Here is a 24318-nt window from a genome sequence, read left to right as displayed (position 1 = left end):
GACATCGCCCAACGAAGTTCGACCATGAATCTCAAGAGCCTGGCCCGTACGCTCGGGATTTCAAAGACCACCGTCAGCCGTGCCCTGAACGGCTACCCCGAAGTCAATGTGCACACGCGCGAGCGCGTGCTGGCCGCCGCCAAGGAAGCCGGCTACGAAGCCAATCCGATGGCGCGCAGCCTGGCGGTGGGGCGCACCAATGTCTTCGGCATCATCTATCCGCTGCTGCCGAGCGACCTGGGTGACCCGATGTTCCTGGGCGTGGTGGGCGGCATGTCGGCCGCGCTTGAAAAGAGCAAGATGAACCTGATCATCGCGCCGGTGTCGCCGCAAAACGAACTGCCGTCGTACGAGCAGATGGTGCGCGGACGCCGCGTCGATGGCCTGGTGGTCAGCCGCACGCTGGTCCACGACGAGCGCATTGCCTATCTGGTGAAGAAGGGTTTTCCGTTCGTGGCGCACGGCCGCACGGAACTCAAGCAGCCATACGCCTGGTTCGACTACGACAACGAGGCCGGCATCGGGCTGGCATGCGCGCACCTGATTGAACATGGCCACAGCCGCATCGCGCTGGTGAGCGCGCCGCTCGAACTCAATTTCGCGTGCCAGCGCAAGAACAGCTTCATCGCCTGCATGCAGGCGGCGGGCCTCGCGGTCGATCCGCGTCACCTGGTCGACAACACGCTCGACCGCCGCACCGGTTACCAGGCCATGCAGGAGCTGCTGGCCTGCTTGCCGCGCCCGACCGCCGTCATCGTCGACAATCACCTCTCCGGCGTGGGCGCGGTGCGCGCGCTGTTAGATGCCGGCGTCGAGATCGGCAAGGACATGTCCGTCATCGTCTGGGGCAGCATCGAGGACAGTCTGGTCGGATCGAACGTCACCACCATCGACCAGCCAGGCCCGAACGAGGCCGGCGCCAAGATGACCGAAATGCTCTCGGCGCTGGTGGCGGGCACGCCGCCGGCGCAGTTGCAGGTCTTGTGGCAGCCGGTGCTGCTGCCCGGTGCCACTGTCGGGCGCTGCATCGGCTGATTACGGTGCGGCAGCCGCATTGACGTTCATGCAAAATTGCCTTACTCTCTACGCGGGCGGATCCTTCAAGCCGGCGTGTTCCTGCCTCGTGCAGGGACAAGCCTCTACGGGGCTACCCCGTGGGATATTCATTGCTGTGCAATTCACCGCATGAGTGCCGGTGCGCTGACGCGCACCACAACTCAAGCTTCACCAGACTGGTTGAAGGCTCTCCGCCCCCCCCTTAAAGCCGACAACCGCTGACAACCCATGATTCCCAAAGACGCCGTCGCCCTGGCGCTCGCCGACACCATGCTGGCGCGCGACGCAACCCTCGCCGGGCTGATCGCCAGCGCGACGTGGGCGTTCGGCCATCCGTGGCCGTGGATACCGGCGCTGTGCGAGCAAATCCACGCGCGCACCGCCGAACACTTTTACTATTTCAGCCGCGATGAACTGGCGCAGATCATTTTTGAGCTGGAGGAGTTTCACGAGGCGTGGGAGGGCGACGGACCGGCGCCGCACATCAAGCATTACTGCCTCGACCTGCCGCTGGTCCCGCCGCCCCCCGAGTGGCTGGCCGCGCTCGCGCTGCCGGCGCTGCCCTCCGTGGGCGACCTGGCGCACTGGCTGCGGCTGCGACCCGACGAACTTGGGTGGTTCGCCGACCAGTGGCGCCGCGAGCCGATGCCGGCCGCGCAACTGGAGCACTACCACTACCGCTGGGTACCCAAGCGCAGCGGCGGCGTGCGTCTGATCGAAATCCCCAAGCAGCGCCTGCGCGCCATGCAAGCCACCATCTTGCGCGAACTGCTCGACCGCGTGCCCGCGCATCCGGCCGCGCATGGCTTCCGGCGTGCTCATTCCTGCGTCACCCATGCGGCCCTGCACAGCGGACAGCGCGTGGTGATCCGCATGGACCTCAAGGATTTCTTCCCCAGCATTCCGGCCTCGCGCATTCATGCGCTGTTTGCGAAGCTGGGTTATTCGCAGACCGTGGCGCGCGTGCTGGCGCGCCTGTGCGTCAACCGCGTGCCGGCCGGTGTGCTGCGCGCGCCCGCCGGCGCCGACGCGCTCACCTGGACCCGGCGCCAGGCACTGCGCGCGCCGCACCTGCCGCAAGGCTCGCCCTGTTCGCCGGCACTGGCCAACGCCTGCGCCTGGCGGCTCGACCTGCGCCTCGATGCCCTGGCGCAGTCGCTCGGCGCGCGCTACAGCCGCTACGCGGACGACCTGGTGTTCTCCGGCGGGCGCGAACTGGAACGCGCCATGGAGCGTTTCCACGCGCAAGTGGGCGCCATCGCCATCGAAGAAGGCTTTGCCATCAACACGCGCAAGACGCGCATGATGCGCGCCGGGACCCGTCAACAGGTCACCGGCATCGTCGTCAACCGCCATCCCAACATCGCGCGTACCGAGTTCGACCTGCTCAAGGCCACGCTGACCAACTGCGCCCGCCACGGGCCGCAGGCGCAGAATCGCGACCATCGCCCTGACTTTCGCGCTTACCTCGCGGGCAAGGTCGCCTATGTGACGATGGTCAATCCCCAGCGCGGACAGCGTCTGCAACGCCTGTTCGAGGCCATCGCCTGGCCGCCCGGATAACAACAGCGGCAAGCAAAATAGTTTCCTATAATCACTTGGCCTGACTAAGATTGCATTCTCAACCGTTCTCGGAGTGCGTAGTGACACCGCTGTCCCCCAACCCGTATGCTGCGCCGAAGGCTTCCTTCCATGACGGCGTGGCGACCAAGCGATGCTGGCGCGATGGTGGCATCCTGGTCGCGTCCAGACGCGAGCACCTGCCGCCGCGCTGCGTCAAGTGCAACAAGCCGGCGATCATGGACAAGCCGCGTTCCTTTTCCTGGCATCATCCAGGCTGGTATCTGCTGATTCCGATCCTGGTGTACATCATGGCCAGCATGTTTGTCCGAAAAAGGGCGACCCTCGTGCTTGGCCTGTGCGACGAACACCGCCGCCGCCGCCGCAATGTGTCGCTGGCCGCGTATGGCCTTTTCGCGCTCGGCATCGTCGCGCTGTTCAACGCGACCGGGAGCGTCAATCCTTTGCTGGGCTTGCTTGCTTGCCTGCTCATGTTGTGCGGCCTCTTGCTTGCCATCGGCGGTCAGCGTACCTTGCGTGTGGTCAGCATCACCCAGCACGAAATCCGCTTGAAAGGCTGCGGCTCCGCCTTTCTCGACTCGCTGCCCAAGCGCTGAGTTCACATTGCCTCCTCAACGATTCCCCGAGAACGTCGTGACACCGATCTCCCCCAATCCCTACGAAGCGCCAAAAGCATCTTTCGAACCCATCTTCAGCGCACAAAACCCGCTTGAAGAAGAACCATGCTGGCGTGAGGGAAACATCCTGATCGCTTCCGTGGACGCCCGTTTGCCGCCGCGCTGTGTCAAGTGCAACAAGCCGGCCACGATGGACAGTCCGCGCGCCTTTATGTGGCACCATCCCGGCTGGTATGCCTTGATTCCACTCGTTGTATATATGGTGGTGTGCCTTTTCGTTCGGAAAAGGGCGGTCCTTGTGTTGGGCCTGTGCGATGAACATCGCCGCCGGCGCCGCAATAGTTCCGTTGGCGCGCATGTCCTCGGCGCGCTCGGCATGATCGCTTTGTTTGGCGCTTTTGGACTGAGCAAGCTCTGGCTGGCATTTCCCGCAGGTGTGTTGCTGTTGATTAGCACCGTGCTTGCTGTTACCGGCCCACGCCTGCTGCAACCGGTGCGCATTACGGAACATGAAATCCGCTTGAAAGGCTGCGGTTCAGCCTTTCTGGATTCGCTACCGGAGTACTGACGCAGCAAGAGGACTATCGATTTTTATAGGCAGCAAGTTCAAGCTTCGCTGGTATATTTCCCGAGTAATATCGCAAGTTGAAGCGTTGCTTGAAAGCTGCTGTGAACGAGACTTCCACAACCCCTTACGCTGTGCCGCAAGTGGAGGCGCCAATGAGCCCGGCAACGGGCTGTTGGCGCGATGGCAATCTGCTTGTCGTCCCTGCCGATGCGTCTTTGCCTGCGCGCTGCGTCAAGTGCAATGCGTCAGCGCAGATGGGCAAGCCACAAAGGTTTTCCTGCCACGATCCTAAATGGGACCCATTGATATCGATAAACTTCATTGTGCATATCGTGATGGCCGCTGCGTTACAAGAGTCCACCAAGGTTGCCATTGGCCTGTGCGACCGTCATCGGCGCCGGCGCCGTTGCATTAACCTTATCTCGCTTGCCATTCTCGGGCTGGGTATAGCAACGGTGGTTGCCGCGGTTATCGAGGAAAGCGTGCTGGTCGGTTCGCTGGCTGGCTTTTTCTGGTTGCTCGCCGCTATTTTCGGCAGCTTCGCCAGGCATGTACTGACTGCGGTGCACGTCAGCAAATCCGAAGCACGGCTGAAAGGGGCCGGCGCCGCCTTCCTCGATTCGCTCCCGACGCGCTGAAACATGAAAGAGAACAATTGGAAGCCATTATTTTTGTCGGACTGCAAGCTAGCGGCAAGTCGACCTTTTACAAAAACAATTATTTCAACACGCATCTGCGTATCAGCAACGACCTGCTGAAAACCAAATACCGCGAGAAAAAGCTGGTGGAAATTTGCCTCGAAACCAGCATGCCCTTCGTGGTCGACAACACCAATCCCACCCGGGAAGTGCGTGCGAAGTACATCGATGTTCTCAAGGGCAGCAAGTTCAGGATCATCTGCGTGTACTTCCGGATCGACCTGGAACGCTCGCTTGCCTGGAACCGTGGCCGCAGCGGCGCCGCCCTGATTCCGGACGTCGGCATTTTCGACACGCACAAGAGAATCGAACTTCCCACCATGGGGGAGGGCTTCGACGAGATACACTACGTCGATATCATTGACGACCAATTCATTATAAAGGCGTGGCATGAAATTTGACGAACTCGACGCGATGATGCGCGTCTACGAGACCGCCAACGACCGCTGCGTGGAGCAGGGCGTGTACATGGTGGCGCGCATCGATGGCCGCAGCTTTACCAAGCTGACCAAGGAGAAGGTCAGCTTCAATGCGCCGTTCGACGTGCGATTCCGCGAACTGATGGCCGACACCACGCGGCACTTGATGAACTGCGGTTTCAAGGTGACATACGGTTACAGCGAAAGCGATGAAATTTCGCTGTTGTTCGACCTGGACATCAATGCTTACGGGCGAAAGGTGCGCAAGTACAACTCGATCCTGGCCGGTGAGGCATCGGCCAAATTCAGCCTGATGCTGGGCGAGCTGGCGGCCTTCGATTGCCGGATTTGCGAGCTGCCGGACCGCAAGACCGTCGTCGATTATTTCCGTTGGCGTAATGAAGACGCGCACAGGAATGGCCTGAACGCGCACTGCTACTGGATGCTGAGGAAAGAGGGCGTGGCGAAGGGCGCTGCGGCGGCGCAGATCGAGGGCCGCACCCTCGAGGACAAAGTGGCGCTGCTGGCCAGCCGTGGCATCGATTTCTACGCGCTGCCAAAGTGGCAGTTGCGCGGGACCGCGTTTTACTGGGTGGACGACGAGAAGCGCGGATACAACCCGAAAGAACAGCGTGAGGTGGTGTCGAGCAAGCGCGCGATCAAAACGGATATTTATTTGCCAGAAGGCGAAGCATACGCTCAATTGGTCCGAGGTATGCTTCCCTGATGACTTGCGTCGTTCCTGCCGATGGCAGAAACGACCCAGGCTTACATATTCCTTCTGTACTGCCCACCCACCTCGAACAGCGCCGTCGTAATCTGCCCCAGCGAGCAAACCCGCACCGCTTCCATCAGCTTCTCGAACACGTTCGCATTGTCGATGGCTGCCTGCTGCAATGCCGCCAGCACCTGCGGCGCCTGCTCGGCGTTGCGGCGATGGAAGTCGTCCAGGCGCGTCAACTGCGACTGCTTTTCCTCGTCCGTCGACCGCGCCAGTTCGATCTTTTGCGGCGTGTCGTTCGCCTTCGGATTACGGAAGGTGTTCACGCCGATGATCGGCAGCGTGCCGTCATGCTTCTGGTGCTCGTACAGCATCGACTCTTCCTGGATCTTGCCGCGCTGGTAGCCGGTTTCCATGGCACCCAACACGCCGCCACGTTCGGCGATGCGTTCGAACTCCTGCAGCACCGCTTCTTCCACCAGGTCGGTCAATTCCTCGATGATGAACGAACCCTGGTTCGGATTTTCGTTCTTGGCCAGGCCCCATTCGCGGTTGATGATCAGCTGGATCGCCAGTGCGCGCCGTACCGATTCGTCGGTTGGCGTGGTGATCGCCTCGTCGTACGCATTCGTGTGCAGGCTGTTGCAGTTATCGTAAATCGCAATCAGCGCCTGCAGGGTGGTGCGGATATCGTTGAAGTCGATTTCCTGCGCGTGCAGCGAGCGGCCCGAGGTCTGGATGTGGTACTTGAGCTTCTGGCTGCGGTCATTGGCGCCGTACTTGTCGCGCATCGCCACCGCCCACAGGCGGCGTGCCACGCGGCCGAGCACCGTGTATTCCGGGTCCATGCCGTTACTGAAGAAGAACGACAGGTTCGGCGCAAAATCGTCGATGTGCATGCCGCGCGCCAGGTACGCTTCCACGAACGTGAAGCCGTTCGAGAGCGTAAACGCCAGCTGCGAAATCGGGTTCGCGCCCGCTTCGGCGATGTGGTATCCCGAGATCGACACCGAGTAGAAATTGCGTACCTGGTGATGCACGAAATACTCCTGGATGTCGCCCATGACTTTCAGCGAAAACTCGGTCGAGAAGATGCAGGTGTTCTGGCCCTGGTCTTCCTTGAGAATGTCGGCCTGCACCGTGCCGCGCACGTTCTGCAGCACCCAGGCGCGGATCTTGGCCGCTTCGTCATCGGTCGGCTGGCGCTTGTTCTCGACCACGAACTTGTCGATCTGCTGGTCGATGGCGGTGTTCATGAACATCGCCAGGATGGTCGGCGCCGGGCCGTTGATCGTCATCGATACCGAGGTGCTCGGGCTGCACAGGTTAAAGCCGTCGTACAGCACCTTCATGTCGTCCAGCGTGGCGATGGACACGCCCGAGTTGCCGACCTTGCCGTAAATGTCCGGGCGCAGCGCCGGATCGGCGCCGTACAGGGTCACAGAGTCGAACGCGGTCGACAGGCGCTTGGCGTCCATGCCTTCCGATACCAGCTTGAAGCGGCGGTTGGTGCGGAACGAATCGCCTTCGCCGGCGAACATGCGGGTCGGGTCTTCGCCCTCGCGCTTGAACGCGAACACGCCGGCCGTGAACGGGAACGAACCCGGCACGTTTTCCAGCATCAGGAAGCGCAGCACTTCGCCGTGGTCTTCATAGCGCGGCAATGCCACCTTGCGGATCTTGGTGCCCGACAGCGTGTGGGCGATCAGGCGCGTGCGGATTTCCTTGTCGCGGATCTTGACCACGTAGTCGTCGCCCGCGTACGCGGCTTGCATCTCGGGCCACATCGCCAGCAGCTTCTTGGCGGTGGCGTCGAGGGCGTTGTCGCGCTCCGTAATCAGTTCGTCGAAATCGGCGCTCTTCGATGCCAGCGCCAGCATCCGTTTGGCTTCCGTCAGTTGCTGGCGCTCGCGCGCCAGTTTGACCTGCTTCGATGCGTTCTTGTGGTAGCCGCGCACGGTGTCGGCGATTTCGGCGAGGTAGCGCGCGCGTGCCGGCGGCACGATCACGTGCTTGCCGCTCGAATGGCGGATGTCGGTCTGTGGCAGCTTGCCCGGCGTGATATGCAGGCCGAATTCGCCCAGTTTCGGCAGCAGGCCGTGGTATAGCGCGGTCACGCCATCGTCGTTGAAGCGCGACGCCTGGGTGCCGTACACCGGCATTTCTTCCGGACGCTTGCTCCACATTTCGCGGTTGCGCTGGTACTGCTTGGCGACGTCGCGCAGGGCGTCGAGCGAGCCTTTGCGGTCGAATTTGTTAATCGCGATGAAGTCGGCAAAGTCCAGCATGTCGATTTTTTCGAGCTGCGACGCGGCGCCGAATTCCGGCGTCATCACGTACATCGACACGTCCACGTGCGGCACGATGGCGGCGTCGCCCTGGCCGATGCCGGATGTTTCGACGATGACCAGGTCAAAACCGGCCACCTTGCAGGCGGCGATCACGTCGGGCAGCGCTTGCGAGATTTCGGAACCGGCTTCGCGCGTGGCCAGCGAGCGCATGAATACACGCGCCTGGCCGTTCCATGGGTTGATCGCGTTCATGCGGATACGGTCGCCCAGCAGCGCGCCGCCCGATTTGCGGCGCGACGGGTCGATCGAGATGATCGCGATGTTCAGCGCATCGTTCTGGTCGAGGCGGATGCGGCGGATCAGTTCATCGGTCAGCGACGACTTGCCGGCGCCGCCGGTGCCGGTGATGCCCAGGGTCGGCACGTGCAGGCCTTCGGCCGCGTCGACGATGGCCTTGCGCAGTTCCGGCGTGGCTTTCTCGTTTTCGAGTGCGGTGATCAGCTGCGCCAGCGGGCGGTGGCGCGAGGCCACGTCGCCCTGCTGCAGGGGCGCGAGCGTGGTCGGGGAATAGGTGGACAGGTCGATGTCGCAGGTCTGGATCATCGACTGGATCATGCCGACCAAGCCCATGCGCTGGCCGTCTTCCGGGCTGAAGATGCGGGTCACGCCATAGGCATGCAGGTCCGCGATTTCGTCGGGGACGATCACGCCGCCGCCGCCGCCGAATACCTTGATGTGGGCGCCACCGCGTTCGCGCAGCAGGTCGATCATGTACTTGAAGTATTCGACGTGGCCACCCTGGTAGCTGGAGATGGCAATGCCTTGCACATCTTCGGCCAGGGCTGCGGTGACGACTTCGTCGACCGAGCGGTTGTGGCCCAGGTGGACTACTTCGACGCCGTTCGATTGCAGGATGCGGCGCATGATGTTGATCGATGCGTCGTGGCCGTCGAACAGCGAGGCGGCGGTGACGAAGCGGACTTTGTTGGCCAGTTTCGGCTGTTCGGGGAGATTCAGTTTGGCGGCGGGAGTCAGGTCGTTCATGATGATCCTTGCGATATCGTTCTTGTAAGGTATATGACGTTTACGTAAACGTCAAGCGGTGGACACCGTCGTCAGCAGCCCGTCGCTCCCGCGAAGGCGGGAGCCCAAGTTTGTCAGCGTAGGCACGAACTTGGGTTCCCGCCGTGGGCCGCCTTGGCGCGGGAACGACGGAGCTGCGGCGAGCAGCGCGAGCTGGCGTCAGCGACGATTAAGCCGCGTGCTTATGCGCCCCATCCCCCAGCAGCCGCGCCTTCTCCACGCGGAACTGCGCCACTGCCTTTTCCTTCACATGTCCATACCCGCGAATCTGCTCCGGCAGGTTGGCCAGTTCCACCGCGTTGGCATGATTGTCCGCATTCAGGCCGGCGATCAAACCTTCGATCATCTGGCGATACTCCACAATCAGCGCGCGCTCCATCTTGCGTTCTTCGGTGCGCCCGAAAATATCGAACGCTCCGCCGCGCAAACCCTTGAACTTGGCCAGTAGCGCAAACGCCTTCCACATCCACGATCCGAATTCCGCCTTCACCAGATGTCCCTTGGCGTCCTTCTTGGCGAACATCGGCGGCGCCAGGTTGAACTTGACCGAGAAATCGCCCTCGAACTGCGACTTGAGCTGCTCGACAAACCGGCCGTCGGTGTACAGGCGCGCCACTTCGTATTCGTCCTTGTACGCCATCAGCTTGAAGTAGTACTTGGCCACGGCCGTCGACAGCCGGTTGCCCAGTCCCTGCGCCGTTTCCGCCGCCCGCACCTTGGCCACCAGCTGCTCGTAGATCGCCGCATATGCGCCATCCTGGTACTCGGTCAGGAACTCGACGCGCTTCTTGATCACGTTTTCCAGGCTTTGCGGCATCTGCACCACGATGGCCTGGGTTGGCGTAGCGACCTTCTCCACGCGTTTCAGGTCCACGGCGGCGCGGCGGCCCCACAGGAAGCTCTTCTTGTTCGGCTCCACGCCCACGCCATTCAACTCGATGGCGCGCAGCAGCGATGCCTCGGTCAGCGGAATGCGGCCCTTCTGCCACGCATAACCCATCATGAACAGGTTGGCGGCGATCGAGTCGCCCATCAGCGCGGTTGCTAATTTTGTCGCGTCGATGAAATCAGCCGCGTCAATGGCCGGCGCACCCACCGATTCCATGATCAGCGCGCGCACTTCCGCCGCCGGATACTCCCAGTCGGCATTCTGCGCGAAGGTGCCCGGTGGCTGCTCGTGCAGGTTGATCACGGCCATGGTGCGGCCCGGACGCATCTTGGAAATCGCATCCTGAGCGCCGGCGGTCAGCATGTCGCAGCCGAGGATCAGGTCCGCCTCGCCGGTGGCGATGCGCTGCGCGCGCAGATGGTCGGGCGAACGCGCCACCTTCACGTGCGAGGTAACCGAACCGTTTTTCTGCGACATGCCGGTCATGTCCAGCACCGACGCGCCCTTGCCTTCGAGGTGGGCGGCCATGCCCATCAGCGCGCCGACGGTAATCACGCCGGTGCCGCCGATGCCGTTGATCAGGATGTTGTACGGCTGCTCGATACTTGGCAGCACCGGTTCCGGCAGCGGGCCGAAGCCATCGTCCACGTTATTCTTGGTGACGCCGGTCTTGGTCTTCTTGAGCGTGCCGCCTTCGACGGTGACGAAACTCGGGCAAAAGCCTTTCACGCACGAGTAGTCCTTGTTGCAGGACGACTGGTCGATGGTGCGCTTGCGGCCGAATTCGGTTTCCTTCGGCAGGATCGAAACGCAGTTCGACTGCACGCCGCAATCGCCGCAGCCTTCGCACACGGCGTCGTTGATGACCATGCGCTTGTTCGGGTCGGGGAACTCGCCCTTTTTGCGGCGGCGGCGTTTTTCGGCCGCGCAGGTCTGGTCGTAGATCAGCACCGACACGCCTTCGACTTCGCGCAGTTCGCGCTGCACCGCATCCATCTCCTTGCGGTCATGCAGGCTGACGATGGACGGCAGCGAGGAGCGGTCGCTGTAGCGCGACAAATCTTCGGTGACCAGCGCAATGCGCTTGATGCCTTCGGCCGCCATCTGCTGGGCGATCATCGGCACCGAGGTCTGGCCGTCGACCGGCTGGCCGCCCGTCATCGCCACCGCGTCGTTGTAGAGAATCTTGTAGGTCATGTTGACCTTGGCCGCCACCGCCGCGCGGATCGCCAGGTAGCCGGAGTGGAAGTAGGTGCCGTCGCCCAGGTTCTGGAACACGTGCGGTACTTCGGAAAACGCCTGCTGGCCGATCCACGGCGCGCCTTCGCCGCCCATGTGGGTGGTTAGCTTGTTCATGCCCGGATAGATCGCGGTGGCCATCACGTGGCAGCCGATGCCGGCCAGCGCGAAGCTGCCGTCCGGGACCTTGGTCGAGGTGTTGTGCGGGCATCCGGAGCAGTAGAACGCGGGACGGAATGGCGTGTTGATGGCCTTGCGCAGCACCGCATCCTTGGCATCCAAAAAGCTCAGGCGCGCCTTGATCAGGTCGCAGGTGCGCTCATCGGTGATCAGGCGCGAGATGCGCGAGGCGATCACGCGCGCCACTTGCGAGACCGAGAAATCGGCCTTGGAGGTGAGCAGCCATTCGCCGCGCGGGGCGACCCATTCGCCTTTTTCGTCGAACTTGCCGATTACTTTCGGGCGCACATCGTCGCGCCAGTTGTACAGCTGCTCCTTGAGCTGGTATTCGACGATCTGGCGCTTTTCCTCGACCACCAGGATTTCATCGAGCCCCTGCGCGAATTCGCGCACGCTGTCCGGCTCCAGCGGCCATGGCATGGCGACCTTGAACAGGCGCAGGCCGACGTCGGCCGCCATCTTCTCGTCGATGCCCAGTTCTTCCAGCGCTTCGAGCACGTCGAGATACGATTTGCCGGACGCGATGATGCCCAGTTTGGCGTTGGCGCTGTCGATGGTGGTGTGATTGAGCTTGTTTTCGCGCGCATAGGCCAGCGCCGCGTAGATTTTATAGTCCTGCATCAGCGCTTCCTGCTTGCGCGCCTGCAGGCCAAGCGGATCGGACGAGAGGCGCGTATTCAGGCCGCCTTCGGGCATCACGAAGTCTTGCGGAAGCTTCACTTGCACGCGGAACGGGTTGGCGTCGACCGAGGCGCTCGATTCGACCGTGTCGGCCAGCGCCTTGAAGGCCACCGTGCAGCCGGAAAAACGCGACATGGCCCAGCCGTGCACGCCCAGGTCCAGGTATTCCTGCACATTGCATGGGTACAGCACCGGCACCATGCAGGCCGAGAAGATGTGGTCCGACTGGTGCGGCAGGGTCGAGGAATAGGCACCGTGGTCGTCGCCGGCCACCAGCAGCACGCCGCCGTGCCTGGACGTGCCGGCGTGGTTCATGTGCTTGAAAACGTCGCCGCAGCGGTCCACGCCCGGGCCTTTGCCGTACCACATGGCGAACACGCCGTCGTACTTGGCCGGGCCGATCAGGTCGACCGTCTGCGAGCCCCACACGGCGGTCGCGGCCAGGTCTTCGTTCACGCCCGGCACGAATTTCACGTGGTGCGCTTCGAGGTGGGCCTTGGCCTTCCACAGGTTTTCATCGAGGCCGCCCAGCGGCGAGCCGCGGTAGCCGGAGATGAAGCCGGCCGTGTTCAGGCCGGCGGCCTGGTCGCGCTCGCGCTGCATCATCGGGAGGCGCACCAGCGCCTGGATACCGGACAGGAAAATATTGCCCGTGGTCGCCGTGTATTTGTCGTCGAGGGTGACCGTGGTCAGGCGTGAAGCGACGTCCTGCGGGGCAGGCGCCGTTGCCGGGGTATCTGGCATGGTGAGTCTCCAAAATGGTATTCGGGATGTTGCCCCGCCAGGACGGCGCCGGGTAGGCGCCTTGGTGACGGGGTAGGGTGCCGCTTTAATGCGGCTTGTTTTACAGCGTGATTTTACAAGACTATCCGGTATGGATCGCCGTTGGCGTGGAGTGTAGGACCTTCACGCGCGCAGGGGAAATACGGTTTCGGGATGGTGGTATAAGAAAAAGTGATGGCTCGGTGTGCTTGCTACTTATTTGAGCAGGCGCGCGCCCGGCCAGGCGCCGCCGGCGCACAGTTCTTCGGTCACCTGGTGCACCAGGCGCTTGACCGCGGCGGCCGCGTTGGTCAGCGGGATATTGCGCGAGGCGCACAGGGTCACCGTGCGCGCCAGCGCCGGGCTGTGGATGGCCCGGGCCAGCATGGCGCCGCGTTCGATGTCGGCCAGCAGCGGGGCCACCGGCAGGATGGTGGCGCCCATGTCGGCCAAAATCGCCGACTTGAGGATGGCGATCGAGTTGATTTCGATCACGTTCGACAGGTGCAGGCCGGCCGCGCGCGCCACGTTCTCGATGCGCGGACGCACTCCTTGCTGCTGGGCCGGCAAGATCAGGGTGGTGGCCAGCGCGTCGGCCAGCGCCACCCGCTCGCCCGGCGGGCTGAAAGCCGATCCGGCGCGGCAGATGAAACTCAGCTCTTCCTCCACCAGCGCGCTGCTGGCGAAGGCCCCCAGCTGGCCATCGTCGAACAGCACCGCCAGGTTGATCCGGCCCGACTTGAGCTGTTCGTTCAGATTGCCGGACAGTTCTTCGGTGAGCTGCAGGGTGATTTCCGGATAGGTGGTGCGCGCCGCCATCAGCAAGGGCAGGGCCAGGGCGCCCGAGATGCTGTGCGGCAGCCCCAGCGTGACACTGCCGGAAGGCCTGGTGGTCGACTGGGTCACGGCCGAACGGGCGTCGCCGACCTGCTTCAGGATCGCCAGCGCATGCTCGTAAAACACCTTGCCGGCGTCGGTGGTAAGCACGCCCTGGGCCGAGCGGTGCAGCAATTGCGCGCCGAGCTCGTCTTCAAGCTGGCGCAATTGCTGGGTCAGGGCCGGCTGGGCCACGTGCAGAACCAGCGCCGCGCGCGAGAGCGAGCCGTGATCGACAATGGCGACGTAGTAGCGCAGCTGGCGTAATTCCATGTTCGTCCGGGGTGGTGAGTTGACTTGGTGGGTTTAGGCAAGTGTTAATGCATTAGGGAAATATTGACGTTATACTGTCGTGGTCGCCGCAATTGCGCGAGATTACACCACAGGCGGACAGAAAAATGCTCAAGAAAGTCGATGCTTCCCACCTCAAGCCCGGCATGTACATCCATGACCTGAGCTGCGACTGGATGACGCATCCGTTCGTGCGCAACCGTTTCCTGCTGGCCAGCGACGAGGAAATCCGCAAGATGATCGATGCCGGCATCCACGACGTGGTGATCGATTGCAGCAAAGGGCTCGACGTCGACCATGCACCCACGCTCGATGAAACCCGCCAGCGCACCGAAGAGGCGCTGGTGGCCATCGCCGCGCCGCCGGTGATCGTCACGCGCACCAGCCTGGCCGAGGAACTCAAGCGCGCCGCCGTGATCCGCCACCAGGCGACCGGCCTGGTGCGCACCGTGATGCAGGATGCGCGGCTGGGCAAGGCCATCGAACTCGACAACGTGTCGCCGGTGGTGCAGAACATCACCGAGTCGATCCTGCGCAATCCCGGCGCGCTGATGGGCCTGCTGCGCATCAAGACCAAGGACGACTACACCTTCTTGCATTCGGTCAGCGTGTGTACCCTGCTGGTGGCGTTTTGCCGCTCGCGCGGGATAGATGCCGACACCACCCACCAGGCCGGCCTGGGCGGGCTGCTGCACGATACCGGCAAGGCGCTGGTGCCGGACCATATCCTCAACAAGCCGGGGCGGCTGACGGACGAGGAGTTTGCCATCGTCAGGAAGCACCCGCGCGACGGCTACGATATCTTGATCAAGTCGCCTGACGTCGGCCCGATTCCGCTCGATATCACCCTGCATCACCACGAGCGGCGCGATGCCAGCGGCTATCCGGACCAGCAGGGCGAGGGCGCCATCAGCGAGCTGGCGCAGATGGCGGCCATCGTCGATGTGTACGACGCCATCACGGCCGACCGCTGCTATCACAAGGGCATCTCGGCGGCCGAAGCGCTGCGCCAGATTTATGAGTGGAGCAAGTTCCACTTTCATCCCACGTACGCGCAGGAATTCATGCGCTGCGTGGGGATTTATCCGGTGGGAACCATGGTGATGCTGGAATCGGGGCGGCTGGCGGTGGTGATCGCCCCGCATGAGACCAATCTGCTGGCGCCCAAGGTGAATGTGTTTTTCAACACCCGGCACAATGGGTATATCAAGCCGGAGACGGTGGATTTGTCGCGCCCGCTGGGTTTCGGCGGCGGCGACAAGATCGTCCGCCCCGAGTCGCCGCAAAAGTGGAATGTCGACCCGATGCGCTTCCTCAGCGTCGGGTAAGCATCCGCAGCGCGGCTTGTCGCTAGAAGAACTCGGCCGTATCGTTCGAGGCCACCGCTTGCAGCAGCCCGCCCGACACCAGCTGGTCGTAGTGGCACGCCTGGTTGCGTCCGTGGCTCTTGGCGTAGTACAGCGCCTGGTCGGCACGCCCGAGAATGATCACCGGCGACTCGTACGGGCTGATGCTGACGAAGCCGACACTCACCGTGACCTGCCCCACCTGAGGGAAATCATGCGATTCGACATTCGTGCGGAAGCGGTCGATGATTTTTTGCGCATTGTCGAGCGTGGTCGAACGCAGCAGCACCACGAACTCTTCACCGCCGAAACGGAATACCCGGTCTTGCGAGCGGAACGACGATTGCAGCAGGTTGGCGATCAGGATCAGCACTTCATCGCCGTACAGATGGCCGAATTTGTCGTTGACCAGCTTGAAATGGTCGACATCGACCACCGCCAGCCATTGCTTTTCCGCTTCCGAATGCTGGCGCCGCTCTTCCAGGCCCGGTTCCAGCGCCTCTTGCTCGGCGGTGACGTGCAGCATCTTGGCCAGCTGGTCGTCGAAGGTCTTGCGGTTGAGCAGGCCCGTGAGCGAATCGCGTTCGCTGTAATCGAGCAGGTTCTGGAAGTTGCGGTACACGCTGACAATGCCGCCGATGACGTGAATGGTGTCGCTCGTGTACGGAGTCGGATGCAGGATTTCGAGGCAGGTGTCGGCCTTTTCGCCGATCCAGATCGGCAGCCACAAGGTGCGCTTGCCATCGGCCGACAGGCTCTCGGCACTCGTTTCATTGTTGGCGATGCAGGCGGCCAGGGCCGGGAAACTGGCGATCGGCTCGCCCAGGGCATTCGCATCGGCAGGCTCTTCCATGCGGGCGAGGCCACCGGCGCAGATGCTGGCGCGCACGCGCACATACTGCTCCCCGCGCACATGCATGATGGTCAGCACGCGCGTCTGCGACGCCCGTGCCAGTTCCTGAACCGCCGAGATCACCGAGATGTCGAGCATCGTGTGGTCGCGGTGGCCAGTCATGTCCACCATGTGTTTAAGAAGGGAATCCATGTCGTTCTCGGAAATGTAAATCAAACAACTACCACGTAGCGGAAGAATCGATGTCGATCGACATTGGCACAGGCTAGTGTACCTGATCGCCGGGCGCGTTCCGCTTGACATATCGTGCCCGGCCCGCGGTGTTGCCTGATCGGCAATTGTCGTGCATTAACGCTCGCGCTCACCCGATTCTACCGTTGTGCGGCGTCTTGCGGCTCACCGCACAGCAACTTTTTCGCCATCTTGTCGTATATCGACAGTTTCCATGATAGCAAAATTAGTGCCTTGAAGGAAAGTTGCGTGAAGTCAAATCGTCGATTCCTCACCTGCCTATAGTGGACCCAATGGCGGAAAAATTGACGTACAGCAGCAACGTACTTCAAGGCAAGGCAGCAGCAAGGCCGAACCCATGCCAGAAGTTGGCAGTTCTTAACCAACCGGAGGTCACCATGAGCACCATCACCACCGCAGTGCAAGCCTTTATCAACGACGAAGACGGCGCCACCGCCATCGAGTACGGCCTGATCGCCGCCCTGATTGCAGTTGCGATCGTCTCCTCGCTGAAAGATGTGCAGGCACAACTGAAAATCTTGTTCCAGTCGGTTGTCACTGGCCTGCAAGGGTAAGGCGTCCCAGGCCCCACCTGAGCTGTCGTTCGCTGCACCACGCCTCCCGGGACAGGGCCCTGTTCCGGGGGGCATTTTTACGTGAGTAGCCCATGCCTGCCTTGCCCCTCCTCCACTACGTATTGATTGCCTTGCTGCTCAGCGCTGCCGCCTGCGACCTGGCCTGGCGCCGCATTCCCAACCGCCTGCTGGCCGCCGCCCTGGCGTGCGCCGCGCTCCTGCATCTGTGTTCCGGCACGCCGCTGGCGCTGCTGGGCACCGGCCTGGCCGGTTTTGCCACCGGCCTGCTGCTGTTCCTGCCCCTGTACTGCCTGCGCGGCATGGCCGCCGGCGACGTCAAGCTGATGGCCACCGTGGGCGCCTTTACCGGGCCCGCGCTGGCCCTGCAGATCGCGCTGGCGGCCTTCTGCGCCGGCGGCGTCATGGCGCTGCTGCTCATCCTCGCCAGCGGACGCCTGCGCGACACCGGGGCCAATCTGATGTCGCTGCTGCGCCCCCTGTTCCTGCGCATGGGTGGCATGCCGCTCGCGGCCGAACCGATGCCGACCCCGAGTGTGGGAAATATGCCATACGCCGTCGCCATCGCCGCCGGCACTTTTTTTACTCTGGCACAGCCCTGGCTCTAAGTTTCCGTGCGGTCAGATCTTGCTGTTTATCAAGCCGGCCAAGGGAGGCGTGGCTAAAATAAATTGTGCCTTTTGGAAACGTCACCTGCACTGTGAGGAACCGATATGAGTTACACCGCCCCGCCCGGAGCGCATCCGCCCAGCAGCCTGCGGGTGCGTACGCCTTCTTCCGACTACGGCATCAGCAGCGCGCCGCCGCAGCCGCGCTGCGTGCGCGACACCGGCCTCGAAATGGGACTGGTGATCGAACTGGTGGCCAAGGCGATGTATTCGATCGGCAAGATCCACCTGCCTGTCCTGACCGGCAAACTCAAGCTGTCGATCAATGTCTTGCGTGAAGTGCTGGACGTCATGCAGGCCGACCACCTGGCCGAAGTAGCGGGGCGCGGCGACTCCGATCTCGACGTCCACTACCAGCTCACCGACGGCGGGCGCGTGCGCGCGGCCGAGTTCCTGGCGCGCTGCCGCTATGTGGGACCGGCCCCGGTCACCCTGCAGGCTTACCGCGACCTGGCCGAGCGCCAGTCCAGCCGGCACGGCAAGGGCGCGCAGATCGGCATGGCCGAGATGGCCGCCGCCTTCGCCGACGACGTGCTCGACCCCGGCGTGCGCGATCTGCTTGGCGCGGCGCTGCAATCGCGCCGTCCGCTGCTGCTGCACGGCCCGTCCGGCAGCGGCAAGACCACCCTGGCGCGCAAGCTGGGCCAGCTCCAGAGCGGGCTGGTGGCCATTCCGCATGCGATCCTGGCCGAGGGCCATATCATCCAGTTCCACGACCCGGCCCTGCATGTACCGGCCTCGCCCCTGCACCTGCGCCAGAGCGAAGAGCGGCGCAAGCCGGACGCGCGCTGGACCTTGTGCCAGCGCCCGGTGGTGCAGGTTGGCGCCGAGCTGGGCTACGAAATGCTCGACCTGCGCCTGGACCAGGCCAGCGGCGTGTACCGCGCGCCGCCGCACTTCATGGCCAATAACGGCGTCCTGGTGATCGACGACCTGGGCCGCCAGCGCATTCCCAGTGAAGAATTGCTCAACCGCTTCAACGCCCCGCTCGACAGCGGCAGCGACCAGCTCACCATCGAAGGCGGCTGCAAGATCGCGGTGCCGTTCGACGTCACCCTGGTGCTGGCCACCAACCTGGCCCCGAACCTGCTGCTCGACGACGCCTTCCTGCGCCGCATCGGCTACAAGATCCTGGTCGGCCCGCTGTCCGAAACGGCTTACGCCACCCTGTTCCGGCGCCAGTGCCACCAGCATGCGCTGGCCTGCGACGAAGCCGTGCTCGATTACCTGATCGGGCGCCTGCACCGCGCCAGCGGGCGCCCGCTGCTGGCCAGCTATCCGGCCGAGCTGCTCGGGCGGCTCAACGATTTCGCCGCCTTCGCCGGCACCACGGCGCGCCTGAGCGCGGCGGCCATCGAGCAAGCCTGGCACAGCATGTCGCTGGGGCCGGGCACGCCGCCCAGCGCCCCGTCCCATCCGCCGATCTCTTTTCCAGCCGATAACGGCACCACCCTGTACGAGAGGATCTCATGAAAAACAAACGCGCATTGCTGACCATGGGCGTGGCGGTCCTGCTGGGGATCGGCGCCGTCATCCTGGCCTCGCTCTGGCTGCTCGGGCAACCGGGCAACGCCGCCAGCCGCATCATCGTCGCCACCGGCGACATCAGCCGCGGCCAGCGCATTTCGCCCGACATGCTGCGCCTGGTCGACTGGCCCACCGCGACCATGCCCAAGGATGCCTTCAAGGATAGCCTCAAGCTGAGCGACCGGGTGCTCAAGACCAACGTCCTCAAGGGCGAGCCGCTGACCGAAGCCAAGCTGGCCCCGGCCGGCACCCTGGGCGGCCTGTCGGCCCTGATCAGCGAAGGCAAGCGCGCCATCACGGTGCGCGTCAACGATGTCATCGGCGTGGCCGGCTTTGCGCTGCCGGGCAATTACGTGGACATCATCGTGCACACCGAGCGTGAGCCGGACGAGCAGGCCAGACAGCAGCGCAATGCCTTGCACATTTCCAAGATCGTGCTTGAACGCATCCTGGTGCTGGCGGTGGCCCAGGAAGTGAGCCGCGACGAAACCAAGCCGAAAGTGGTCAATGCCGTCACGCTCGAAGTCACGCCGGAACAGGCCGAGGCGCTCGACCTGGCGCGCGGGGTCGGCACCTTGTCGCTGGCGCTGCGCAACCAGGTCGATCCGGGCTCGCCGCAAACGGCCGGGGCCACCAAGGCCAGCCTGCTCGACGAGCTGGCCGCCGCCACCACGCCGCTGCCCGTACCCGCCGCCAAGGGGGCGCCGCCGGCCAGGCCGCGCGCGGTCCCGCGGGCCGCCGCGCGCCCCGCCCAGGTGGTGGCGCATGTCAAGCGCGACTGCGTCAGCGTCTTGAACGGCGTGACCACGTCACAAGAATGTTTTTGATTTTCGAGCAATCACCTTACAGGATGGCCGACATGAACAGATGCATCAAACCAGGCAAACCGACCGGCACCGCCGCCGCCGTGCTCGGCGTACTGCTGGCGCTGGCCGGCAGCGGCGCCCAAGCCGCCGCCGCCAAGGAAGCCCAGCCCCAGGCCGAGCGCGCCGACAGCGGCCCGCGCTGCAGCGGCGAAGCGGCGCGTCCCGGCAATATGACGCTGCTGGTGGGCAAATCGAACCTGCTGCGCCTGCCCGAACCGGTGCGCAACCGCAGTATCGGCAACGCCGCCGTGGTGCAAGCCATGCTGGTCGCGCCCGACACCCTGTACCTGCTCGGGGTCGATGTCGGCACCACCAATATGATCGTGCAAGGCAAGAGCGGCGCTTGCAGCATCGTCGACATCGTGGTCGGCATGGACCCGGCCGGGCTGCAAGCGAGCCTGGCGGCCCTGATGCCGGAAGAGAAGGATATCCGCGTGCACAGCGCCGCCGATTCGCTGGTGCTGAGCGGCACCGTGGCCGATGGCGCCGCCGCCGCCAAGGGCGGCACGGGCGGCGCCGCAGGGGCCGGTGCGGGAGCACCGGCCATGCGCGTGATCAACCTGCTGGCGGTCAGCGCGCCCCAGCAAGTGATGCTCGAAGTGAAGATCGCCGAAGTCTCGAAAAGCATGCTCGAACGGCTCGAAGGGGGCGTCACCTGGGGCTTCGGCTCGGGCAGCTGGGCCACCACCCTGCTGGCCAATTTCATCACCGGCAATGCCGAGGGCGCGCTCGGGGTACACCGGCGCAGCGGCAAGGGCTTCAACCTGGAAGCGCAGAAACAGGATGGCATCGTGCGCATCCTGGCCGAGCCGAATGTGATGGCCGTCAGCGGCCAGGAGGGCAGTTTCCTGGCCGGCGGCAGCATCTTCATTCCGGTGGCCCAGGATAACAACAAGGTCACCCTGGAAGAAAAGGAATTCGGGGTCGGCCTGCGCTTCACCCCGACCGTGCTGGCCGGCGGGCGCATCAACCTCAAGGTGGCGCCGGAAGTGTCGGAAGTCTCGCGCGAAGGCATCGGCGTGTCCGCCGCCGGCTTTTCCGGCGCTGCGGTGCTGCCCCTGATCACCAAGCGGCGCGCCAGCACCACCTTGCAGCTGTACGACGGCCAGAGCTTCGCCATCGGCGGCCTGATCAAGAACAACTTGATCACCAACCGCAAGGGCTTGCCGTTGCTGGGCGAAGTGCCGGTGCTGGGCGCGCTGTTCCGCAGCACCGATTTCCAGGAAGACCGCACCGAACTGGTGTTTGTCGTGACGGCCCACCTGGTCAAGCCCCTGCCGTCGAACTACACCCTGCCGACCGATGGCCTGGCGCCGCCCTCGCGCACCCAGATGCTGCTCGGTTCGCGCCTGGAAGGCCAGCAGGCCCGGCCCCCGGTCGCAGCGCCGGTCGTCCCCGCGCACAGCGGTTTTGAACTGAAATAGGAGAGCGCCATGAACACACGCATCGGTAGCATCGCCGGCTTGCTGGCATTGACGGTCGGGCTGGGCGCTTGCTCCAGCACGCCGCGCTGGGACGCGCGCTTCGGCAAGGCGGTGCGCAGTGCGCTGGCGGCGCAAGTGATCGACCCGGCGGCCGTGCGCAACACCCGTCCCGTAACCGGCCTGGACGGCAAGACGGCGGCTGCCGCCCAGGAGCGCTACCAGCACTCGGCTGACGCGCCGGCCGCGCTGGCGCCGCTGGCCATCGGCGGGGGCGCAAAATGAAGCGGATGCGCCTTGCGGCTTGCCGGCACCGGCGCCAGCGCGGCGCTTACTCGGTCGTGTTCGGCTTGCTGATGATACCGCTGGTGTACCTGGGCGGCATGGCGATTGACCTGTCGATGGCCTACATGCGCCGCACCGACCTGCAGGCGGCCGCCGACGCGGCCGCGCTGGCGGCGGCGCGCGCGCTCGACGGCACCATGGACGGCATCACCCGCGCCGATGTACGCGCGAAACAGATCGTCGAGGCCAGCACCTACGCGCTGACCCACGCCATGAGCTGGTCGTCGGCCGCCCTGAGCTTTAGCGACAGCCCCGACCTGGGCGGCACCTGGCTGGCGGCCGGCGCCGTCGATGCCGCCAATGCCGCCACCATGCGTTACGCCCGCATCGATACCAGCGGCCTGGCGGAGGGCCTGGGCCAGGTGCACGCCGTGTTCGCCGGTGTCATCGACCGCAATTTCACCATCCTGAAGGTCGGGGTCCACGCGGTGGCTGGACGCAGCGCGGTCCAGATCACGCCGCTGGCCATTTGCGCCATGAACAACCAGGCCAAGACGGTGCGTGCGAATGCGCCCGGTTACGAGGAGATCGTCGAGCACGGCTTCCGGCGCGGGGTCAGTTACAACCTGCTCAATCTGAATCCGGGCGGGGCCGCCGCGCTGCACTACCAGGTCAATCCCATCGATTTTCCGCCGGCGGTGGAGAACGCGGCGCACCGCGGCCTCGCTACCCTGCGCCCGATGGTGTGCAGCGGCACCCTGGCGCTGCCGTTCCTGCCGAACGGCGCCAGCATCTACGTGCGCGAGGGCTTTCCCTCCTCGCTCGCGGCCGAGCTCAATTCGCGCTTCGGCACCCTGGGCGGCCCCTCGACCTGCAACTCGGTCGCGGCCCCGGCCGATACCAACATCAAGGAATACACGGTCGCGACCTACTGGATGCGCATGGCGGCCGCCAGTCCCAACCCGGTCTCGATTCCCGCCAGCGCCCTGCAAGTCGTCGGCGCCGGCGAGCGCAAGACCATTGCCGAGGTCAGCGGCGCCACCCCCGCCACCAACCCGGTCAGCTACGGTCCCTTGTGGGCGTTTGCCAAACCGCAGCGCTACAACGCGGCCACGCCGGACACGCCCGGCGCCAACTTTCCCAAGAGCGCCTGGCCGGTCCTGTATCCGGTCGCCAGCGAGCAGGTCGAAGCGACCGCGATCTATCCCACCGATCCGCTGGTCCCGTACCGGGCGACCGGCGTGTTCAAGCAAAACCCCAGCCCGTCCACCTATCCTAAAGTGGCGGGGCGGCGCATCCTCAACATCCCGCTGCTGGCCTGCCCGGTGGGCGCAGGCGGCACGGCCACGGTGCTGGCGGTCGGCAGCTTCTTGATGACCTCGCGCGCGACCGAGAGCCCGGCAGGCATTTACGCCGAATTCGGCGGCCTGGCCACGGCCAATTCCTTGAGTTCCTCGACGGTCTTGTACCGATGAAAGCGGACCCCACCATGCCTTCCACTTTTCCGCGCCGCGCGCGCGGTATCGCGCGTATCGAACTGGCCCTGATCCTCGCTTTCATGGCCTTCCTGCTGCCGGTCATCTTCAGCATCGGCCGCCTGTTTTATGTGTACGCGGTGCTCAAGCAGACTGCCGCCGCCGCCGCCGCCAGCCTGTCCATGGTGCCGCCGGGCGAGTGGGCCGGCAGCGCCTCGTTCAACAGCCCGATGAAGCTCAGGACCCAGCAGCTGATCGAACAATCGCTGCTCGACGCCAATGTGGCGCCCGCCATCCCGCTGCTCGACTTCGACTTCGACTGCAACGGCAACCTGCTGTGCGGGGGCGATCGCCAGGACACCATCACGGTCACGGTCGGGGTCGCGATACCGAACGGCTACAACATCATGACCGAACTGGGAATGTCGAGCAATATGACGATCCAGACCTCGGTCACGGTTCCTTACAACCATTGAGCGCCGGGAGTCTTCCATGTTCCAAGCATTCCGCCCGACCCGCCAGCGCACGCGCGGCGCGACCCTGATCGAATTCGCGCTGACCTTGCCGATTTTCCTGCTGTTCACGCTGGGACTGCTCGAAATGGCGCGCGTGATGTACCTGTGGAACATGCTGTCGAACGCGACCTACACGGCGGCGCGCGGTGCGGCCATGGTCAATCCTATCGACAGCACCGCGCTGGAGGCGGTGGCGCAGGCGGCCGCGCTGCCGGCGCGCGCCGGCATCATCGCCCTCGGCGCGAACGACAAGGATGCGCGCATCGCGATCAGCCACCTGCGCAGCGATTTCGGGGTGGTCGCCTCTTTGCCGGCCTGCCCCTCGCAAAACATCGTCAACTGCAATGCCAATCCGCATGGCGCGAGCTGCGTGCGCTTCGTGCGCGCCCAGCTGTGCGCCTCCGGCGGCGGCGCCACCTGCGATCGGGCGGTGTACAAACCCATGTTTGCCCGCCATTTGCTGGGCTGGGCATTCACCTATCCGACCTTCGCGACCATCCTCCCGGCAGCGTCGCTGGGTCACCAAGCAGGTAGCACCGAAGTCTGCCCCGGCCCCTGAGCCGCGCGGCCTTACCCACGAGGATGT

Annotated in this window: 21 protein-coding genes; 17 read left to right on the top strand and 4 right to left on the bottom strand. The window is 64.1% G+C overall.

The features are described from left to right. Positions 1–24: 24 nt before the first annotated feature. The 7 genes from PO883_RS02150 (at position 25) to PO883_RS02120 (ending at position 5666) form a co-directional block, all read left to right on the top strand. Positions 25–1035 (top strand): substrate-binding domain-containing protein, encoded by a 1011-nt coding sequence (locus PO883_RS02150; protein ID WP_289308297.1) that lies wholly within the window; start codon positions 25–27, stop codon positions 1033–1035. Between the two features lie 249 nt (positions 1036–1284). Then, positions 1285–2619 (top strand): reverse transcriptase family protein, encoded by a 1335-nt coding sequence (locus tag PO883_RS02145; RefSeq protein ID WP_289308296.1) that lies wholly within the window; start codon positions 1285–1287, stop codon positions 2617–2619. An 80-nt stretch (positions 2620–2699) separates the two neighbouring features. Then, positions 2700–3233 (top strand): hypothetical protein, encoded by a 534-nt coding sequence (locus tag PO883_RS02140; protein WP_289308295.1) that lies wholly within the window; start codon positions 2700–2702, stop codon positions 3231–3233. Positions 3234–3270: 37 nt separating this feature from the next. Then, positions 3271–3822, top strand: a complete 552-nt coding sequence (locus PO883_RS02135) for a hypothetical protein (RefSeq protein WP_289308294.1) — start codon at positions 3271–3273, stop codon at positions 3820–3822. A 152-nt stretch (positions 3823–3974) separates the two neighbouring features. Continuing rightward, positions 3975–4460 (top strand): hypothetical protein, encoded by a 486-nt coding sequence (locus tag PO883_RS02130; RefSeq protein ID WP_289308293.1) that lies wholly within the window; start codon positions 3975–3977, stop codon positions 4458–4460. Between the two features lie 17 nt (positions 4461–4477). Continuing rightward, the gene (locus PO883_RS02125; protein WP_289308292.1) at positions 4478–4921 is read left to right on the top strand and encodes an AAA family ATPase; all 444 of its coding nucleotides are present in this window, start codon (positions 4478–4480) and stop codon (positions 4919–4921) included. Then, positions 4911–5666, top strand: coding sequence for a tRNA(His) guanylyltransferase Thg1 family protein (locus tag PO883_RS02120; protein WP_289308291.1), 756 nt, complete (start codon positions 4911–4913; stop codon positions 5664–5666). Before PO883_RS02125 ends, PO883_RS02120 begins: the two co-directional genes overlap by 11 nt. A 41-nt stretch (positions 5667–5707) precedes the next feature. On the opposite strand, the gene icmF is transcribed toward PO883_RS02120, so the two are convergent. From icmF to PO883_RS02105, 3 genes are all read right to left on the bottom strand, one after another. Then, entirely contained in the window at positions 5708–8995 is a 3288-nt protein-coding gene (gene icmF / locus PO883_RS02115; protein WP_289308290.1) for a fused isobutyryl-CoA mutase/GTPase IcmF, read from the bottom strand. Positions 8996–9203: 208 nt separating this feature from the next. Then, on the bottom strand, positions 9204–12767 hold the full coding sequence (locus tag PO883_RS02110; protein WP_289308289.1) for an indolepyruvate ferredoxin oxidoreductase family protein: 3564 nt from the start codon (positions 12765–12767) through the stop codon (positions 9204–9206). Between the two features lie 234 nt (positions 12768–13001). Then, on the bottom strand, positions 13002–13934 hold the full coding sequence (locus PO883_RS02105) for a LysR substrate-binding domain-containing protein (protein ID WP_289308288.1): 933 nt from the start codon (positions 13932–13934) through the stop codon (positions 13002–13004). A 125-nt stretch (positions 13935–14059) separates the two neighbouring features. Here PO883_RS02105 and PO883_RS02100 point away from each other — a divergent pair, with 125 nt between their 5' ends. Next, the gene (locus PO883_RS02100; protein ID WP_289308287.1) at positions 14060–15280 is read left to right on the top strand and encodes an HD-GYP domain-containing protein; all 1221 of its coding nucleotides are present in this window, start codon (positions 14060–14062) and stop codon (positions 15278–15280) included. A gap of 22 nt (positions 15281–15302) precedes the next feature. On the opposite strand, the gene PO883_RS02095 is transcribed toward PO883_RS02100, so the two are convergent. Then, positions 15303–16343, bottom strand: coding sequence for a GGDEF domain-containing protein (locus PO883_RS02095; RefSeq protein ID WP_289308286.1), 1041 nt, complete (start codon positions 16341–16343; stop codon positions 15303–15305). 437 nt (positions 16344–16780) lie between these two features. Here PO883_RS02095 and PO883_RS02090 point away from each other — a divergent pair, with 437 nt between their 5' ends. The 9 genes from PO883_RS02090 to PO883_RS02050 all read left to right on the top strand — a co-directional run bounded on the left by PO883_RS02090 (position 16781) and on the right by PO883_RS02050 (position 24291). Beyond that, complete coding sequence (locus PO883_RS02090) at positions 16781–16957, top strand: Flp family type IVb pilin (protein WP_289308285.1); 177 nt, start codon at positions 16781–16783, stop codon at positions 16955–16957. Between the two features lie 92 nt (positions 16958–17049). After that, positions 17050–17583, top strand: coding sequence for a prepilin peptidase (locus tag PO883_RS02085; protein WP_289308284.1), 534 nt, complete (start codon positions 17050–17052; stop codon positions 17581–17583). Between the two features lie 105 nt (positions 17584–17688). After that, positions 17689–19116: an ATP-binding protein gene (locus PO883_RS02080; RefSeq protein ID WP_289308283.1), complete on the top strand. Its 1428-nt coding sequence runs from the start codon at positions 17689–17691 to the stop codon at positions 19114–19116. Beyond that, on the top strand, positions 19113–19997 hold the full coding sequence (gene cpaB / locus PO883_RS02075; protein WP_289308282.1) for a Flp pilus assembly protein CpaB: 885 nt from the start codon (positions 19113–19115) through the stop codon (positions 19995–19997). The genes PO883_RS02080 and cpaB overlap by 4 nt, the downstream gene beginning before the upstream one ends. A 32-nt stretch (positions 19998–20029) precedes the next feature. Beyond that, positions 20030–21460 (top strand): type II and III secretion system protein family protein, encoded by a 1431-nt coding sequence (locus PO883_RS02070; RefSeq protein ID WP_289308281.1) that lies wholly within the window; start codon positions 20030–20032, stop codon positions 21458–21460. A gap of 9 nt (positions 21461–21469) precedes the next feature. Further along, the gene (locus tag PO883_RS02065; protein WP_289308280.1) at positions 21470–21742 is read left to right on the top strand and encodes a hypothetical protein; all 273 of its coding nucleotides are present in this window, start codon (positions 21470–21472) and stop codon (positions 21740–21742) included. Then, positions 21739–23217, top strand: coding sequence for a pilus assembly protein TadG-related protein (locus PO883_RS02060; protein WP_289308279.1), 1479 nt, complete (start codon positions 21739–21741; stop codon positions 23215–23217). The genes PO883_RS02065 and PO883_RS02060 overlap by 4 nt, the downstream gene beginning before the upstream one ends. 14 nt (positions 23218–23231) lie before the next feature. After that, on the top strand, positions 23232–23693 hold the full coding sequence (locus PO883_RS02055) for a hypothetical protein (RefSeq protein ID WP_289308278.1): 462 nt from the start codon (positions 23232–23234) through the stop codon (positions 23691–23693). A 16-nt stretch (positions 23694–23709) separates the two neighbouring features. Beyond that, entirely contained in the window at positions 23710–24291 is a 582-nt protein-coding gene (locus tag PO883_RS02050; RefSeq protein ID WP_289308277.1) for a TadE/TadG family type IV pilus assembly protein, read from the top strand. The last annotated feature ends 27 nt before the right edge of the window (positions 24292–24318 follow it).

The organism is Massilia sp. DJPM01, assembly GCF_030348125.1.
In the GTDB taxonomy this organism is placed as follows: domain Bacteria; phylum Pseudomonadota; class Gammaproteobacteria; order Burkholderiales; family Burkholderiaceae_D; genus Telluria_A; species Telluria_A frigida.
Note: the sequence above shows the minus strand (reverse complement) of the source record. Positions and strands in the feature narration are given on the sequence as shown.

What these genes read in the sequence shown, in the direction of transcription:
- PO883_RS02150 (WP_289308297.1), top strand. Translation starts at nt 25, where the DNA reads ATGAATCTCAAGAGCCTGGCCCGTACGCTCGGGATTTCAAAGACCACC.
- PO883_RS02145 (WP_289308296.1), top strand. Translation starts at nt 1,285, where the DNA reads ATGATTCCCAAAGACGCCGTCGCCCTGGCGCTCGCCGACACCATGCTG.
- PO883_RS02130 (WP_289308293.1), top strand. Translation starts at nt 3,975, where the DNA reads ATGAGCCCGGCAACGGGCTGTTGGCGCGATGGCAATCTGCTTGTCGTC.
- PO883_RS02120 (WP_289308291.1), top strand. Translation starts at nt 4,911, where the DNA reads ATGAAATTTGACGAACTCGACGCGATGATGCGCGTCTACGAGACCGCC.
- icmF (WP_289308290.1), bottom strand. Translation starts at nt 8,995, where the DNA reads ATGAACGACCTGACTCCCGCCGCCAAACTGAATCTCCCCGAACAGCCG.
- PO883_RS02110 (WP_289308289.1), bottom strand. Translation starts at nt 12,767, where the DNA reads ATGCCAGATACCCCGGCAACGGCGCCTGCCCCGCAGGACGTCGCTTCA.
- PO883_RS02105 (WP_289308288.1), bottom strand. Translation starts at nt 13,934, where the DNA reads ATGGAATTACGCCAGCTGCGCTACTACGTCGCCATTGTCGATCACGGC.
- PO883_RS02100 (WP_289308287.1), top strand. Translation starts at nt 14,060, where the DNA reads ATGCTCAAGAAAGTCGATGCTTCCCACCTCAAGCCCGGCATGTACATC.
- PO883_RS02095 (WP_289308286.1), bottom strand. Translation starts at nt 16,343, where the DNA reads ATGGATTCCCTTCTTAAACACATGGTGGACATGACTGGCCACCGCGAC.
- PO883_RS02090 (WP_289308285.1), top strand. Translation starts at nt 16,781, where the DNA reads ATGAGCACCATCACCACCGCAGTGCAAGCCTTTATCAACGACGAAGAC.
- PO883_RS02085 (WP_289308284.1), top strand. Translation starts at nt 17,050, where the DNA reads ATGCCTGCCTTGCCCCTCCTCCACTACGTATTGATTGCCTTGCTGCTC.
- PO883_RS02080 (WP_289308283.1), top strand. Translation starts at nt 17,689, where the DNA reads ATGAGTTACACCGCCCCGCCCGGAGCGCATCCGCCCAGCAGCCTGCGG.
- cpaB (WP_289308282.1), top strand. Translation starts at nt 19,113, where the DNA reads ATGAAAAACAAACGCGCATTGCTGACCATGGGCGTGGCGGTCCTGCTG.
- PO883_RS02070 (WP_289308281.1), top strand. Translation starts at nt 20,030, where the DNA reads ATGAACAGATGCATCAAACCAGGCAAACCGACCGGCACCGCCGCCGCC.
- PO883_RS02065 (WP_289308280.1), top strand. Translation starts at nt 21,470, where the DNA reads ATGAACACACGCATCGGTAGCATCGCCGGCTTGCTGGCATTGACGGTC.
- PO883_RS02060 (WP_289308279.1), top strand. Translation starts at nt 21,739, where the DNA reads ATGAAGCGGATGCGCCTTGCGGCTTGCCGGCACCGGCGCCAGCGCGGC.
- PO883_RS02055 (WP_289308278.1), top strand. Translation starts at nt 23,232, where the DNA reads ATGCCTTCCACTTTTCCGCGCCGCGCGCGCGGTATCGCGCGTATCGAA.
- PO883_RS02050 (WP_289308277.1), top strand. Translation starts at nt 23,710, where the DNA reads ATGTTCCAAGCATTCCGCCCGACCCGCCAGCGCACGCGCGGCGCGACC.